A 16,600-nucleotide genomic window follows, 5' to 3' on the forward strand; every position below is an offset into this window, starting at 1 on the left:
ATCCCAGACGACTTAACTGAACGAATTAAAACATCGATATAAACACTATAAGAGTTGTAACTATCATTTATTACTTTAATAATTGTTTTGTATATACATAAAGTTTCATAACTATATGATTTTATTGAACAATTATTTTCATAAGCAATTAAAGTTTATAAAAATTAAGACGATAAAAGACTTATAGCGCCTACCCTCTATTTGAAGGGGTTAGCGTGCGAACTGCTTCGATAGCTCAGGTCTACGAACCTACTTCGATGTTTTTATTTGATTTACTCACTATTTTTTGGTGAGAGCTTGGCATTAATCATTTTGATGACTTATGCCTTTCATCATGTAAAGCATTGAAAAGGGAATCTGGGTAACACATCGTGAGCACTTTATCGGCATTAGCTCCCACCTTATCGACTCGAGTACAAAATCTCCAGTCTGAAATCAGTTCAGTACAAACTGAACTGGCTAGTGGCTTGCGCACTTTAAATCCTGGAGAGCGTGGTGTTGTGACACGATTGAGTGCTCAAGTGGCGGGATACAACACAGTTCAAAACAATATTGCTTTTGGACAAAATATTGTCGGTGTTGCTCAGACTGGACTAACTAGCATTGCATCGATTATTCAACAAATGCGAGGTTTGGCAACACAAGCAAGTAGTGCTGGGTTAAGTGTGGATGACTTAACCTCCTTAAATACAACATTTCAGTCTTTAAAGACGCAAGTTAGCAACATTGCTAACAGTGCTACCGTTAATGGATCAAATTTGTTAAAGCCATTAATTTTGACCTCACAATCTCAGTCAGATACTTACTTATATATCAATATATTGGGATCCTCGCAAGGTGTGAAGTCGTATAAAGTTGGAGCTAACGGAACGCTTAGCCTTGCCAATAGCGTTGATATTCCTGGTTCTGCATCAATAACAGTTAACCCGGCGGGCACTTATCTTTATGCGGGTTCAGGGTATAACGGAAACACCATTTCTGAGTTTTCAATTGGAATCGATGGCACCCTTACTCCATTGAGTCCTCCTTCAGTCACCGCAGGACTTTATCCCTATGTGGTGACAATAAACCCTGCTGGAACATACGCTTATGTTAATAATGTGAGGGATGGCACCATTGGAATGTATTCAATTGGGAATGATGGTGTACTTTCGCTCTTAAGTACGCCTACTATTGCCACAAATTACCCGCAGTATCCATTGGCCATCACTCCAGATGGTAAATATGCATATTCACCAAATTATATGGCCCGTTCAATTTCAATGTATTCAATTGGGAATGATGGGGTGTTAGTTCCTCTATCGACGCCAACAATAGCAACAAGCACCCTTCCCGCAACAATAACAATCAATCCAGCAGGTACTTATGCATATGTAAAAGATAACTCTGGCGGAAATAATTTATTAACCTTTTCCATAGGCAGCAATGGAGTGCTAACTCAAGTTGATAGCAACATTATCAATGGAATGTTAAAAATTACTATTAATCCAGCTGGAACCCTTGCATACATCAGCAAGTATATTGGAGGAGTGGGCACGATTGAAATATATTCAATTGGTAATAATGGATCCCTCACTGCTTCAGGTTTGCCTACTGTAACTACTGGTGCTGGAAGTAATCCCAATCTAATTATTAACCCGTCTGGAACTAACGCCTATGCAATGAGCTCTTTGGACAGCAAAATTTATATGTACTCAATCGGATCTGATGGCTCACTTGTGCCATCAGATCCGGCTAGTTTAGGTGTGCAAAATGGCTCACCCGGATCCTTTAGTCCCGCTTTTGTGGTCAAAGAATATCCACCAATACAATCCAATGCATCATCAAGTATCCAGGTTCAAACTAGCATATCTGGGGAAGGTGGTACAACTATTCAAGGTCAGCCCGCAGATGCAACTAGTTTGGGAATCGATACCTTAAATATTCTTAATGTAACTAATGGGAAGGCGGCAATTCAAGCTTTAGTTGCCGCTTTAAACTCGGTTTCGAACAAACAATCTGCATTAAGCGCTTATTCAGTTGGATTAGTTGCCGTGAAAGACTCTGCCAGTAGCCTCGCTATTGGTCTTCAAGGCACGATTGATTCTATTCAAAATATTGATGCTACTGCCTTACAAGCAAAGTTACAAAGTCTTAATAACCAGCAGAGCATCGACTATTACTTAGTAAGTCAAATGAATTCAGCATCAGCTGCCTTACTTTCAATTTTTAGGTAACTTTTTATTAACAGGTGATGTATGAATGAAAATTTAGAATTTTTCAAAGAAACTAAAAATCCATATGTATCTCAATCTAAGAGGTCAATAACGATTCGCCTTGATGAAGACGCTATTGCTTATTTCAAATCAGCATCTGAACGTGTAGGTATACCGTATCAAAGTTTGATTAATCTATATTTACGTGACTGCGCTTCTTCTAATCGGAAGCTGAATCTTCGTTGGAAGTAAATTTTGGATTTTGATTGACTAATACATTCAAAAGCATCAACTTACCGAACACTCTGTAAATCATCAAAAATCATGCTCCTGTTGCTATTAAATCAGGGGCATTTTTTTCGACTTTTTGAACACTCTTTTTCTAATAAAGTTTTCTCTGGCCCAAACTGCAATATCAGTAACTAGAAAACTGAAAATTTTTTAGGAGGCCGGCGTTTTATTCATCGCTTTTCACAATATGAAAAAGTGAAATATTTTTCATATTTTTTGTATTTTTTGGCAACAAGTTACATATATACATATATGAAGCAATAAAAGTAGCATGTGAGACAAGCCCCAAGCCCTTAATTAAATCTCGTAGGAAGTGCGGTAGATTAAGCAACGCCAAGGCAAAATATATGATGAGGAGCGCCGGAAACGATAGGTGCTTTAAATAAAGAAATTCGTTGGGATTGGTGCTCTGAGAAAAAAGCAACACCAGATTGGTTAGAAATCGTTCATGTGGTTCTAGCTAGTTCCCGTTGATTCGCAAAGCAGACGTAAAAGCAACAGGTCAACCCTCTTGCTGAAATCAGGTGCTAGTTACTATTTCAGTTGTCTACATGAAGGTGTCTGGGGATCCTATACTCAGATGTCACTTTGCCGTGACAGGCAAAGTGTATCTAAAAATCCTTCCTCAGATTATCTGGTCTCAATACTACTTTGTGGAGTCATCCAGTAGATTGCTAATAAAAAAATATAAATCATGAACGTAGTGAATATGGAGCGTAGCGACATTTATTAAGACATATTAGGTTGATTTGCCACTATCAATCACCTAATTTCAATTGATATAAATACCTTGTAAGAATCTAGTCATTACGTACTTGTCGCTTATACCAACGGGAGCTTGTGTGAATGATTGGTCTTAGATTAATTCCACAATAAAAGGATCTTTAATGCCAAGTTTTAATATTTCCACAACCCCACATATCCAGTTTCCATTACGTCTTTCACATGAATTGACCAATAGACTGAATCAGACTGCCAAGTCCACAAGAATTCCCAAAACAACATTAGGACGTATTGCTATCAAGTCTTTACTCGATGACATAGAAGAGAAGGGTGTCACCAAAGTTCTGAGTGAGTTGACTGAATGACACCAGATATAACTGCCTTGAAACGTCAAATTGAACAATCTAGACCCAATGAATTGCTTGTCCTCAACGTGAACGCACACGAGAAAAATTCTCGACAAATGTGTCAAAAAGAGATTGATAAATTTATAAAGAAACAGGAAGATTATGTGATTATGGTTATGAAGAAGTAGGAGATTAAGATGAATGTTAGGTATGCCGTTAAATCTAATGGAAAAAATAAACTCATAGAGAGAACTTATTATAAGAAACGAGCAAATATTTTTTATATAGAAAATATCAAATCTGAATTCAATATAATTTCCGTTAATCCCTTAGATTTTTCATCGGGCGGGACCGAGCAATATATTCTATTGTCAGATTTTAAAGATGTAACTTATAGTCGTAGTGTTGAAAAAAGATATTTTTCGAGCGGTGTATCTATTGATGATAAAAAAATTATTAAGAAGTTATCAAATGGCTGGCAATTAGAAGAGAATTTGAAAAAAATCGGGTGGAAGTTCTTTGATATAACAATTAAGGTAGTTGGTGAATCTGAAATTAAGACGGTCCCCTTCAATCACCTTTCTTTGCAGGCCACCGAGAGTGAAATTGCCTATGAAAATTTATCCGAATTGGAGTATATGAATTATGTTAAGAATGGAATTCCTGCAGAAAAATATAACGACATAGCATCCAGCGGTAATTCAGGTTTTTGTGAAACGGATGTTTTATTTGAATTAAATAATGAAGAGGTTAATATTCAAAAGCACCTCGAAAGGGAATTTAAGAAAAAAAATCAAGATGAGCGTTTAATATCAAGATTAAAATTGCCTACTTTAGTGGTAACTCATTTTTATAAGCGGTCGTATGCAACCATCGACATATTTGAGGAATTTGATCCCAAGAAATTAACGCTTGATATTGAAAAATATGTTTATAAAAATGGTGCTAATGGTTATTACTATGCATATCTACCCATATATGATGGTCAAAATTTTGAATTTGAAAGTAGTGGTCTCCATAACTACACAGACATTCTGCTAATAGATTCAAAAGGTAAGATTCACTCGATAGATATTTCTGATTCTAAAGATGATGAAAGTGAATTTGACGATTAATGTCTATAGGGCGTACACAACACTCTTTATTGCCTCTCTCATTACCTCTAAAGAAGCGCCGCCACTATATAACCCGTAGGTAATTCTAGGTTTTTCATGACCTACGATATCTGCTGCAATATTTTCACCAACGCCAGCGTTTTCTAGCATAGTGGTGAAAGTCTTCCTTATTGAATGAAAGACATGACGTGACGAGTATCCTTGCTTTTCTTTTAATCTCCCAAATCGCTTACCAATTGCATTAGACCTATCGCCATATTTGTTCTTTGTTAGACCTGTTAGTAAATAATCATCTTTCGATGCTTCAATTAGTTGTTCAACTCTTTCCTTAATAAACGGATGAATAGGAATAGTCCTTTCGCCTGCTTCAGTTTTTGCATTCACGATAGTGACGCTTTGATTTTGGGTATCTATATCTTTGCAAAGTAGAGAGCAGATTTCCTCTATACGAGCACCTGTATGCATTGCAATCAGCATTAAATCTGCCAAAGTTTTACTCTCATCTAGTGCAAGTTTGTATAACCCAACAATCTCTTTTGGTTCAAATGGCAACCAAGATTGAACTTTGTTTAGTGATTTTGAGTTTGGTTTGCTACTGATTTTAAATTCGGTAGGCACAATAAACGGATTGGGCTCTGAGATTGGCACTTCTTTAATAAATTGAAGATACTTGTAAAAGTTTTTCCCAGAACTAATGATTCTGGTAACTGATGATGCTGATAGTTTGCCAATCCTTGCAATGTCTTTAATCCACCACTCAATATGCTCAGCAGTCATAAAGTTGGAAGTAGGGAATTGCTTAACAATTAAGTCAACATCATTTGACATTTGGTCGATAAACTTTTGCGCTAGACCTCTCTTTTCTTCATGAATCTTCCATTCTTTTGCCACCTCTTCTAAATGCCTATTTTTACCCTTAGCAATACGTTCAAACACTTGAGCATCTATGGGTTTGCGTTCCCTATGTAATCTTGCAACTTCTTCGTCAATCACTTCATCAACGAGATATTTGGGTGAAGATTTAAGTAGTTTCTTAATCTCTTTCGCGGAGTTGATGAGTGGTTCATCTGATTTTGAACGTGCTGACGCAATCTCTGCTTTCCATCCCATAACAAAGACATTTGCTATTGTCTGTGCCAACTTGATATTCTGCTCACCAGTTGTTTTGATGAACTTCTTTTTACCTATTACGTACTGAATATCTTTGGGTACATAAAGAACCGCAAAGTAGGTGTTGTGTCGTTTAACTAGGTATGGAGGAAGAGGGGTCTTTTTAGGCATTTTAGGCTCCTATTAAAAACACTTTAGCATAATTCAACCCATATTTTCAACCCATGCCTCTATTTAAGACATATATATTTATTGACTTTAAAGGCTATTTTCCTATAATCGGAACATCCCGCCCCTTCCGCCACATTCAATTAATCAGACCCCCTAAGCTTCCATGAAATCTTTTTCCATCGGTAAGTGCTTTGGGGTTTTGTCTTTCTGGCTTCTGCTCAATCACCCTATTGCTGCACAAACTACTTCGGTAGCTGTTGCGGCCAATATGAAAGACGCTTTCACTGCAATAAATAGCGCATTCATTGCCAGCGGCAAACCCGAATTGCGAATTGTTTATGGTTCATCCGGTAACTTTGCATCCCAAATTATGAATGGCGCTCCATTCAATCTATTGATCTCTGCAGATGAAAATTATCCACTTGAGTTATTTAAGAACGGCAAGACAGTTGATGCAGGCAAGGTCTATGCGGTTGGAAGATTAGCAATGCTAACGAAGAACTCAAGTGGCATCAAATTCAATCCAGACGCAAAACAGGACAAAGCAGAATTAGCACGAGTAATTAGCAAGGCCAACAAGATTGCTATTGCTAAACCTGAGCTTGCTCCTTATGGTAGGGCAGCAGTGGAGCATCTCAAAGCCATCGGATTGTGGGAGCTGGCTAAAGACAAATTGGTCTATGCAGATAATGTTGGCATGGCAACGATGTTTGTCTCAACCGGTGCGGCTGATCTGGGATTTACCTCCTTATCACTTGCCAAGTCGCCTGAGCTTTTAAAAGATACAAGTTATCTAGAGCTTGAGGAAACTTGGTATGCCCCAATTAAACAAAGAATGGTCTTGATTAAGGGCGCGCCACCAGAGGCCAGCGATCTTTATCAATTTATGCAATCTACTAAAGCAAGACAGATTCTGATCCAATACGGCTATAGCCTGCCTGGTAATCAACCATAGGCCTTAATAAGACTGGTATGAGTTATTGATCTAAGAGTATATGCAAAGGGGTATGAAACACCTCTCAATTTATAGTAAAGTTAATTTTTAGTATTTGTTACCTGGAGATCGTATGTCCCTCAGAATTAATGATATTGCCCCAAACTTTAAAGCCAAGACTACCCATGGCGAGATCGACTTCCATAACTGGATCGGCGATTCTTATGCGATTCTGTTTTCTCATCCAAAAGATTTCACGCCCGTGTGCACTACCGAGTTGGGTTACATGGCTAAGATTGAAGAAGAGTTCACGAAACGCAATACCAAGCTGATTGGTTTGTCGATTGATCCAGTTGAGAATCATAGTGGCTGGGCAAAAGATATTGAAGAGACGCAAGGTCACCCAGTCAAGTACCCCATGATTGGTGATACTGATTTAGCTGTTGCTAAGCTCTACAACATGTTGCCTGCTGGTGAAGTAGCTTCTGATGGCAGAACTGCTGCAACAAATGCTACTGTACGATCGGTATTCATCGTTGGCCCAGATAAAAAAATTAAGCTGACCATGACTTATCCAATGACCACCGGCCGTAACTTTAATGAGATTCTGCGCGCACTCGATTCGATTCAGTTGACCGCAAAACATAAAGTGGCTACACCCGTGAATTGGAATCATGGTGAGGATGTGATCATCGCTGGCTCTGTTTCAGATGAGGATGCGAAGACCATGTTCCCTGAGGGCTGGAAAGCACCTAAGCCCTACTTACGTATTGTGAAGCAACCTAAGTAAGCATCAAACAACAGCCCAATTTGGGCTGTTTTACTATCTACGCTGATCTCATGACCCAAAGTAAGTCTTATACACAGATTCAAGTCGGCGCAGTATTGCTAGCCGCAGGCGAGGGTAGTCGCATGGGCAATATTCCGAAGTGTCTTATTAAGCTTGATGGCTATTCACTTTTACAAAGACAATTGCTTGCCTTAACAGAGGCTGGTGTTGATGAGATAGTCCTAGTGACAGGCTACTACCATAGCGAGGTAGCGCAAGAGCTCAAAATATTAGACGTAACTTCTTCGCTTCGAGTGGTGCGGAACGAGCATGCCCAAGAGGGTCAAGCAAGCTCGGTACGACTCGGGATTGAAACTCTGGGTGGTGATCTTGATGCAGTGATCATGACGCTATCTGATCAGCCTTTGATTGAGTCTCAAGACATCAAAGCACTGATAGCGGCTTTCAAGAAAAGAGCTGCCGGTGAAATTATTTTACCAATGTTTAATGGACAAAGAGGCAATCCCATTATTTTGAGTGGCTCAGTCATGAAAACCATTCTGGCATCAGGAAAAGAAATGGTATGTCGTAATTTCATGGATCAACATCCTGAGTTAGTGAACCAATGGCAAACCCAAAACGATCACTATGTGGTGGATATTGATACACCTAAAGATCTAGAGTTACTCTCAGCACAGAAGGGCTGGACCTTTAGCCTGCCAAATTCCGATAAAGCCTAGGAATCGGATTATTATTTCCTTCTATGGAAAACCTAGACCTCATCGTATTGAGAGCGCTACTGGATTGGAGAAGCGCCGGTAAAAAAGCGCTACTAGCAACAGTAGTAAGAACCTGGGGCTCATCTCCCAGACCGGTTGGATCCATTATGGCTTTGTGTGAGGACGGTAGTGTGGTCGGTAGTGTCTCGGGTGGCTGCATTGAAGATGATTTAATTCGGAACTTCGGTGGACTCAAGGATTTTCCGCTCGAGAAACAGAGTGCACCTCAGTTTCTAAAGTATGGTGTGACAGCAGATGAGGCTCATCGCTTTGGCCTGCCTTGTGGCGGCACTTTAGAGATCCTGCTGGAGTTCAATGTTGCTATAGAGCCTTTGACCCAACTCATTAGTGAGCTCACTAGCGGCAGGTTAGTTACGCGTCATACCGACCTCAAAACCGGCGCAGTCACTTTAAAGGTGATTGCTCAGCCTGAAGCGCTATCAATTAATGAGACAGTGCTGAGCAATACCTTTGGACCCGAATACCGCATGCTCATTATCGGTGCAGGACAGTTGTCAGAATATCTGGCAACCATGGCCTTATTTAATGGCTTTAGCGTGACTGTTTGCGATCCTCGCGAAGAGTATCGTGGGAACTGGAAAGTTACCGGCGTTACCCTAAGCTCACAAATGCCTGATGATCTAGTGCAAGAGATGAGGTTGGATAGTCGTAGTTGCGTGGTGGCGCTGACCCATGACCCCAAGCTAGATGACCTTGCCTTATTAGATGCACTTCAGACCAAGGCCTTTTATGTGGGCGCAATTGGATCCCGCAGAAATAGTGAAGCACGACGCCAAAGAATGATTGAGCATTTTGGATATACCGAGGAGTCGATTGCTAAACTCAAAGGCCCAGTTGGAATCTACATTGGCAGCAAGACACCCCCAGAAGTAGCGGTGAGCGTGATGGCTGAAATATTGGCAGTCAAGAATGGAGTCACTCTGCCACAGTCTGCACAAGTGAGTTATGCAAAGGAGTTGCTATGAAACTGTTGAGTAAGGCGCTTTTGATCATTTCGGCTAGCCTCGTTTTTATTCCTGCGCATGCAGAAGAGGCGTGGCCCAATCATCCTGTGAAATTTATCGTTGGCTTTGGCCCGGGTGGTGCAAATGATCTTGTAGCCCGAGTCGTTGCTGAAGGGGTATCCAAACAACTGAATCAAACGGTGATCGTTGAGAATAAGCCGGGAGCAGGATCTACCCTGGGTGCCGATATCGTGGCCAAAAGCGCACCAGATGGCTATACCTTTTTTGTGAGCGCTGGCGGCATCATCACCAATCCGATGATCAAGTCTTCGATGCCATACAAAGAGGGCGACTTGGTGCCTGTGGGATTGCTGACGATTAGTCCCTCGATCATCGTGGTCTCAAGCGATTCAAAGATAAATAATATTAAAGATTTATTGGCCCAAGCCAAAGAGCCTAAAGGCCTGAATTTTTCTACCGCAGGCACCGGCAGTACGCCGCACTTTGTCGCTGAGATGCTCGCCATCAAAGGAGGCGGTAAGTATGAAATCATTCCTTACAAGAGCGGCTCCGAAGGCATGGTGGCTGTGATCTCCAATCAAGTCGATGCAACCTCTGAAGCCAGTGTGGTGGTGATTCCGCAAATTCAGGGTGGTAAATTAAAACCGATTGCTTCTACTTGGAATAAACGCATAACAGCATTGCCTAATGTCGCAACAGCCAAAGAGCAAGGCTATCCAGAAATCTTTATTGGGCACTGGGCCGGTGTCTTTGCTCCCAAAGGCACGCCTGACCTTATCTTAGATAAAATGAATCAAGCGATTAACGCAGCATTGAAGACGGCTGCAGTTCAGAGTCGTCTCATTCCTCAGGGTATTGAGCCGACACCCGGAAGTCGAGTTTCCTTCGCCAAATTTTTAGCTGATGAGAAAGCCCGACTCGAGCCGATTGTCAAGCGCGCGAATATGAAGGAAGATTAATTACAGAGGTTTGATCTGTAGTTTTCTGAATTTCACTACACCGCCGGCAGATTGCAGGGCAATCGGGCCTTGGCTAAATTTAGCGTCTTGCCCATCGGCTACGGTGACCTCGCCGTTCATCACAACCTTGAAGTGAGAGCCATTTGCGGTGATCTCAAAAGTATTCCATTTGCCAGCTGCCTTAGGTACAGGGCTCACTTTGGCAACATCCACAATAGCACCGGTCGCGTAGTTTTGATCAGGACGCTTATCAAAAATATTGACTTCGTAAGCGTTATCCGAAGTGACCTTGGTGCGATCTTGGCAGCGTAAAAAGATGCCGCTATTCGCATCTTCATTTGCCCAAAACTCAGCCCTAATGATGAAGTTTTTGTAGGATTGATCAGTGATTAAGTACCCCATTGCTTTATTACCCTCAACGATGCCATTTCCAACTACCCAGCTTCCGTTACCAATAATGCTCCAACCATTTAGGCTTTGGCCGTCGATCAGATTGATAAAGCCATCTTTGTCTACCTTCGATTGGGCTAAGGCCCCAGCGTTGATCAACCAGGTGAGGGCAAAAAGGGCCAGGGTGTTCCGTAAGTTACCTTTAAACATTTCAGTCTCCATTTTTAATCATTCGATATGCTTTCAAGATAGCTTATGTTCCTGAGCTTTTGTCGCGTAGGCAAGTAGGCATTACGCTAGCTTTCCTAATTCTGAATGGGCCTTGAGAATCGAGTAGACTTCACTTATGAAGAATTTCCTTCCACTACTATTGACCACACTTACTGTGTGCCTTTGCTTAAGTGCTTGCGGTACCGTTGAATCTGCCGCTCAAGATGACTGCACCTCGATTGGCTGGCAAGTAGGAACCCCGGGCTATGAGCGCTGCTTTAAGTCTCGAGTGAATGAGCGGAATATGGACTATTCCAATCCGCCTGGCGACCAACCAAGACCCTCTCTCTTATAAGGGTTAACCCTGAATTCTAGATCCGACTTCTTGACCTAAGTCAGATCTCCAAAAATTAAAAAAATGCTAGGGCAGGCAAGCCTGTCATATATCGGCAATAATTTAGTCTGTTTAAACCCAGTGCCAAATATATCTAATAAAAATGGCACGACAAAACAGATACCTAAAGACCGCACAATATGAATCATCCAAAGCCCTCTGATGCAGTTAAAGCAGTTGCTATTGCAACCGCTGATGATCTAAGAGAGACCATTCGTCGCAAAAGTAAATTAAAGGGCCGTCAGGCTGATGAAACTTCTTTGCAAGAAGTGCGAATGTTGATTGGTAATGGACCACATCGTCGTGATCTCTTGATTGAATATTTACACAAACTGAATGATGAATATCGTGCCCTGCATGATCGTCACATGGTGGCCTTGGCAAAGGAAATCAATATTCCAATGGCCGAAGTTTATGAAGTGGCTACTTTTTATCACCACTTTGAAGTTGTGCGCGGCAATGATCCCGTAGCAGATATCACCGTCCGAGTATGCGATGGTGTCTCTTGCGAATTGGCTGGTGCTAAATCCCTACTCGAAAAACTCCCAAGCATTTTGGGTAATCCAAAGGTCAAAGTCATTCCAGCGCCTTGCGTGGGCCGCTGTGAGCAAGCTCCCATTGCAGTAGTACATCAACATCCAGTCTTATTTGCGACTCTGGACAAAATTAATGCCGCAGTTAAAAACAATATGGTGACTCAGCCCATGCCTCGCGATGATGGGCAGTTTGATCCAGCGGCTCTGGCAGAGAAGAGTGTTTCACCTCAGGGCGCAAATCAATTGCTCTCGCCAAACTATGTCGGATTTGAGGCTTACAAGGCTAAAGGGGGTTATGCATTAGCCAAAGAAGTCGCTGAAGGTAAGCACAGTGTTGAGAGTGTCATCAAAGCGATGGAGAATTCAGGTTTGCGCGGTCTGGGTGGCGCCGGCTTCCCAGCTGGACGCAAATGGCGCATTGTTAAAGATCAACCAGCTCCAAGACTCATGGCTGTCAATATTGACGAAGGTGAGCCAGGCACATTCAAGGACCGCACTTATCTTGAGCGCGATCCTCACCGCTTCCTTGAAGGTTTATTAGTAGCGGCTCAAGTGGTTGGGATTGATGCTTGCTATATCTACTTGCGTGACGAATATCACGGTTGCCGCGAACTGCTCGAAGCAGAACTGGTCAAGCTCAAAGCAAACCCACCTTGCAAATTGCCTTTAATCGAATTGCGTCGTGGCGCTGGTGCTTATATCTGCGGAGAAGAATCCGCCATGATTGAGAGTATCGAGGGTAAGCGTGGCGAGCCCCGCATGCGTCCTCCTTACATCGCACAAGTTGGTTTGTTTGGTCGTCCTACCCTTGAACACAATATGGAAACCCTCTATTGGGTGCGCGATATTGTGCAGCGTGGCCCAGATTGGTTTAGTGCCTTTGGTTTAAACGGCCGCAAAGGATTGCGTAGCTTTAGCGTCAGCGGTCGTGTGAACTACCCTGGTGTGAAATTGGCACCTGCCGGTATCACGATTCAGCAACTGATTGATGATTACTGTGGCGGTATGCAAGACGGTCACAAGTTCTATGGTTACTTGCCCGGCGGAGCATCGGGCGGTATCTTGCCAGCCACTATGAATGACATTCCGCTCGACTTTGATACCTTACAGCCCTATGGTTGTTTCATTGGTTCAGCCGCAGTGGTGGTCTTTAGTGAAAAAGATCGAGCACGCGATGTGGCGCTGAACGTGATGCGCTTCTTTGAACACGAGAGCTGTGGTCAATGTACGCCTTGCCGCGTTGGAACTGGTAAAGCAGCCCAACTCATGGAAGCCAAATCTTGGGATCAAAGTACTTTAGAAGATCTCGCTACGGTGATGGTCGATGCTTCGATCTGTGGTTTAGGTCAAGCCGCTCCCAATCCGATTCGTTGCACTAATAAATATTTCCCGAATGAAGTCGCATAAGGAAGTTACTTAAAGAGAAAACGGGAAGACACAGAATATGAACGCACCTACTAATCCAAAAGAACTACAACTCCAAACAGTCGAGTTCAAGCTTGACGGTAAGACCATCGTTTCTTACGAAGGCGAGACCATTCTCAAGGCAGCTAAGCGCCATGGTATTGATATTCCCCATCTGTGTTTCAAAGATGGCTATCGCGCAGACGGAAACTGTCGTGCTTGCGTAGTTGAAATCAATGGTGAGCGCACCTTGGCCCCTAGTTGCTGCCGAAGTGCGACTGCTGGGATGGAAGTGAAAGCCAATAGCGAACGCGCAGTGAAGAGTCAAAAACTGGTCTTGGAGATGTTGCTCTCCGATATGCCAGACGAAGGATTTAAATGGGTAGGAGACACTCCCGCAGAGGAGAAAAAGCAGCAACACGGTGAACTTAGCACTTGGGCTACTCGGATGGACGTTACCGTGCGTCCTGAGCTCAAAGCCATCCGTCGCGAACAAGTGGGCGCTGATTACTCACATCCAGCGATGGCGGTCAATCTCGATGCCTGTATTCAATGTAATCGTTGCGTGCGCGCTTGCCGTGAAGAGCAGGTCAATGATGTGATTGGTTACGCTAATCGCGGTCATCACAGTGAGATCGTATTTGATCTGAATGATCCAATGGGCGACAGTACGTGTGTGGCTTGCGGCGAATGTGTCCAAGCTTGCCCAACTGGTGCTTTGATGCCTAAGGGTTTGATCGGCTCACAAACCGTCGATGCGAAGGTGGATTCGGTATGCCCATTCTGCGGTGTCGGTTGTCAAATTACATATAACGTTAAAGATGACAAGATCGTTAGCGTTGAAGGTCGTGATGGCCCAGCCAATCACGAGCGTTTATGCGTCAAGGGTCGTTTTGGTATGGACTACATTCATAGTCCACAACGTTTAACCAAACCCCTGATTCGTAAAGCGGGTGTTCCTAAAGATGAAACCGCGACCCAAGATCCCCAGAACTGGTCTGAGATTTTCCGTGAGGCGACTTGGGAGGAGGCCTTAGCGTTTGCTTCCGGTGGTCTGAAGAAACTCAAAGATCAATACGGTAATAAGGTGCTGGCTGGCTTTGGTTCTGCTAAGGGCAGTAACGAAGAGGCCTATCTTTTCCAAAAATTAGTGCGTACTGGCTTTGGTAGTAATAACGTCGACCACTGCACACGCCTATGCCACGCATCTTCTGTTGCGGCATTGCTTGAAGGCGTTGGTTCGGGCGCCGTTAGTAACCAGGTGAATGATGTTGAGCACTCAAGCATGATTTTGTTGATTGGCTCAAATCCAACTGCAAACCATCCGGTTGCAGCAACCTGGTTTAAGAATGCAGCTAAACGCGGTACAAAGATTGTGCATGCGGACCCCCGTATGACCGATATCAGTAAGCATGCTTGGCGTAAATTGCAGTTTAAGCCCGGCACTGACGTAGCCATGCTTAATGCCATGATTTATACGATCATTGAAGAGGGCTTAGTCGATCAAAAGTTCTTGAATGATCGTGCTAACAACTACGAAGCTCTCAAAGAAAATATTAAGGGCTACAGTCCAGAAGCAATGGCACCGATTTGCGGCATTCCACCAGAAACTTTGCGCGAAGTGGCTCGTGAGTTTGCAACGACGAAGTCAGCGATGGTTCTTTGGGGCATGGGCATTAGCCAACACGTCCACGGAACCGATAATGCGCGTTGCTTAATCGCTTTGGTCAGTATTACTGGTCAGATTGGTAAGCCAGGCTCTGGCTTGCACCCACTGCGCGGACAAAATAACGTGCAGGGTGCGAGTGATGCTGGACTCATTCCGATGATGTTCCCGAACTATCAACGTGTCGATAACGAAGCAGCGCATGCTTGGTTCGAGAAATTCTGGGATACCCCATTAGATAAGAAGCCCGGTTACACCGTAGTAGAAATCATGGGCAAGATTTTGGCTCCAGATAGTGATCCCGATAAGATTCGCGGCATGTATGTCGAGGGTGAGAACCCAGCGATGAGTGATCCAGATTTGAATCACGCGCGTCATGCATTGGCAACTCTTGAGCATTTAGTTGTTCAAGACATTTTTATGACCGAGACAGCTTTGCTTGCGGACGTAGTTCTGCCAGCCAGTGCCTGGCCTGAGAAGGTTGGTACGGTTAGCAATACCGACCGTATGGTGCAGATGGGTAAAAAAGCGATTAATCCTCCCGGTGATGCAAAGCCGGATTTGTGGATCATTCAGCAAATCGCTAAAGGTATGGGCTTGAACTGGAACTATCAAGGTCCTGACGCGGGTGTCGCTGAAGTCTATGAAGAAATGCGTCAAGCAATGCATGCAGCGATTAGCGGCATTACTTGGGATCGTTTGGAGCGTGAGTCCAGTGTGACTTATCCATGCTTAACTCCAGAAGATCCAGGTCGTCCAATCGTATTTAATGACCACTTCGCAACTTTGGATGGCAAAGTCAAACTTGTACCAGCAGATATTATTCCTGCGAACGAGCGTCCTGATGCTGACTATCCATTTGTATTGATTACGGGCCGTCAGTTAGAGCATTGGCATACCGGAAGCATGACCCGGCGTGCCACTATTTTGGATGCGATCGAGCCAATGGCTACCGTCTCCATGAATGGTGAAGATATGACTCAGCTTGGCGTTTCTGCTGGTGATGTGATCACTGTTCAGTCTCGTCGTGGTGAAGTCGGTATTCACGTGCGTAGAGATGATGGCACACCTCGTGGTGTGGTCTTCATTCCGTTTGCTTACTATGAAGCAGCTGCGAATATGATGACCAATCCTGCCCTAGATCCATTTGGCAAGATTCCGGAATTCAAGTACTGCGCAGTCAAGGTAGTCAAAGGCGGTAAGGCTGCTGTAGTTCTAGGTTACGGTACCAACGATCCTGAGCGTCAGACAGTAGTGGCAACGTCTTAATTGGCCACCACATTGAAAGAGCCGCCTACGGGCGGCTTTTTCGTTTAAAGACCCTTATTTCTATATTACTACTTTTGTAGTAAAATAAGCTTATCGATAGGAGGTCTTATGGGAATGCCAGTAAGAATAGAAGACGACTTGTATGAGTTAGCGAAATCAGAGGCTAAGTCTGAGCATCGAACAATTGCAGGTCAAATAGAGTTTTGGGCCAAGGTTGGTCGTGCGGCGATAGATAATCCTGACCTCCCGGTCGGATTTATTACTGAGGCCTTAGCATCACTTGCAGAGCCTAGGGAGTACGGAACACCATTTATTCCAAGATCTAGGAAGGTTTAATGGCTCACTCGGTGAT

At 43.3% G+C, this 16,600-nt stretch carries 15 protein-coding genes; 13 read left to right on the forward strand and 2 right to left on the reverse strand.

Features of this window, described 5'->3' with window-relative positions:
• Positions 1–371 precede the first annotated feature (371 nt).
• From Pas1_RS03075 to Pas1_RS03090, 4 genes are all read left to right on the forward strand, one after another.
• Positions 372–2,216 carry a flagellin N-terminal helical domain-containing protein gene (locus tag Pas1_RS03075; protein WP_112294455.1) on the forward strand — a complete coding sequence of 615 codons (1,845 nt, stop codon included), beginning with the start codon at positions 372–374 and terminating at the stop codon, positions 2,214–2,216.
• Between the two features lie 21 nt (positions 2,217–2,237).
• Positions 2,238–2,447, forward strand: coding sequence for a BrnA antitoxin family protein (locus Pas1_RS03080; RefSeq protein ID WP_112294456.1), 210 nt, complete (start codon positions 2,238–2,240; stop codon positions 2,445–2,447).
• A gap of 926 nt (positions 2,448–3,373) precedes the next feature.
• A complete protein-coding gene (locus Pas1_RS03085) occupies positions 3,374–3,574 on the forward strand; it encodes a hypothetical protein (protein ID WP_112294457.1) in 201 nt (66 codons plus the stop codon).
• A 179-nt stretch (positions 3,575–3,753) separates the two neighbouring features.
• A complete protein-coding gene (locus Pas1_RS03090) occupies positions 3,754–4,671 on the forward strand; it encodes a hypothetical protein (protein ID WP_112294458.1) in 918 nt (305 codons plus the stop codon).
• A 3-nt stretch (positions 4,672–4,674) separates the two neighbouring features.
• Here Pas1_RS03090 and Pas1_RS03095 read toward each other — a convergent pair whose 3' ends face one another.
• Positions 4,675–5,952 (reverse strand): tyrosine-type recombinase/integrase, encoded by a 1,278-nt coding sequence (locus Pas1_RS03095; protein WP_112294459.1) that lies wholly within the window; start codon positions 5,950–5,952, stop codon positions 4,675–4,677.
• A 163-nt stretch (positions 5,953–6,115) separates the two neighbouring features.
• Between Pas1_RS03095 and modA the strand changes: the two genes are divergently transcribed.
• The 5 genes from modA to Pas1_RS03120 all read left to right on the forward strand — a co-directional run bounded on the left by modA (position 6,116) and on the right by Pas1_RS03120 (position 10,379).
• Positions 6,116–6,907 (forward strand): molybdate ABC transporter substrate-binding protein, encoded by a 792-nt coding sequence (gene modA, locus Pas1_RS03100; RefSeq protein WP_112294460.1) that lies wholly within the window; start codon positions 6,116–6,118, stop codon positions 6,905–6,907.
• Between the two features lie 112 nt (positions 6,908–7,019).
• Positions 7,020–7,676: a peroxiredoxin gene (locus Pas1_RS03105; RefSeq protein ID WP_112209461.1), complete on the forward strand. Its 657-nt coding sequence runs from the start codon at positions 7,020–7,022 to the stop codon at positions 7,674–7,676.
• 50 nt (positions 7,677–7,726) lie between these two features.
• Positions 7,727–8,395: a nucleotidyltransferase family protein gene (locus Pas1_RS03110; protein WP_112294461.1), complete on the forward strand. Its 669-nt coding sequence runs from the start codon at positions 7,727–7,729 to the stop codon at positions 8,393–8,395.
• A gap of 23 nt (positions 8,396–8,418) precedes the next feature.
• Positions 8,419–9,420, forward strand: coding sequence for an XdhC family protein (locus Pas1_RS03115; RefSeq protein ID WP_112294462.1), 1,002 nt, complete (start codon positions 8,419–8,421; stop codon positions 9,418–9,420).
• Positions 9,417–10,379 carry a Bug family tripartite tricarboxylate transporter substrate binding protein gene (locus tag Pas1_RS03120; protein WP_112294463.1) on the forward strand — a complete coding sequence of 321 codons (963 nt, stop codon included), beginning with the start codon at positions 9,417–9,419 and terminating at the stop codon, positions 10,377–10,379. The genes Pas1_RS03115 and Pas1_RS03120 overlap by 4 nt, the downstream gene beginning before the upstream one ends.
• Here the strand turns inward: Pas1_RS03120 and Pas1_RS03125 are convergent, their stop codons facing one another.
• On the reverse strand, positions 10,380–10,979 hold the full coding sequence (locus Pas1_RS03125) for a 3-keto-disaccharide hydrolase (protein WP_112204504.1): 600 nt from the start codon (positions 10,977–10,979) through the stop codon (positions 10,380–10,382).
• Positions 10,980–11,115: 136 nt separating this feature from the next.
• On the opposite strand from Pas1_RS03125, the gene Pas1_RS09550 reads away from it, so the two are divergent.
• From Pas1_RS09550 to Pas1_RS03140, 4 genes are all read left to right on the forward strand, one after another.
• The gene (locus Pas1_RS09550) at positions 11,116–11,334 is read left to right on the forward strand and encodes a hypothetical protein (RefSeq protein WP_133256458.1); all 219 of its coding nucleotides are present in this window, start codon (positions 11,116–11,118) and stop codon (positions 11,332–11,334) included.
• A gap of 179 nt (positions 11,335–11,513) precedes the next feature.
• Positions 11,514–13,316, forward strand: a complete 1,803-nt coding sequence (locus Pas1_RS03130) for an NAD(P)H-dependent oxidoreductase subunit E (protein ID WP_112237600.1) — start codon at positions 11,514–11,516, stop codon at positions 13,314–13,316.
• A gap of 37 nt (positions 13,317–13,353) precedes the next feature.
• Positions 13,354–16,248, forward strand: a complete 2,895-nt coding sequence (gene fdhF, locus Pas1_RS03135) for a formate dehydrogenase subunit alpha (protein ID WP_112294464.1) — start codon at positions 13,354–13,356, stop codon at positions 16,246–16,248.
• Positions 16,249–16,356: 108 nt separating this feature from the next.
• The gene (locus Pas1_RS03140) at positions 16,357–16,584 is read left to right on the forward strand and encodes a ParD-like family protein (RefSeq protein WP_112204498.1); all 228 of its coding nucleotides are present in this window, start codon (positions 16,357–16,359) and stop codon (positions 16,582–16,584) included.
• Positions 16,585–16,600: the final 16 nt, after the last annotated feature.

The sequence above is a fragment of the Polynucleobacter paneuropaeus genome (assembly GCF_003261235.1).
GTDB classification, from domain to species: Bacteria; Pseudomonadota; Gammaproteobacteria; order Burkholderiales; family Burkholderiaceae; genus Polynucleobacter; species Polynucleobacter paneuropaeus.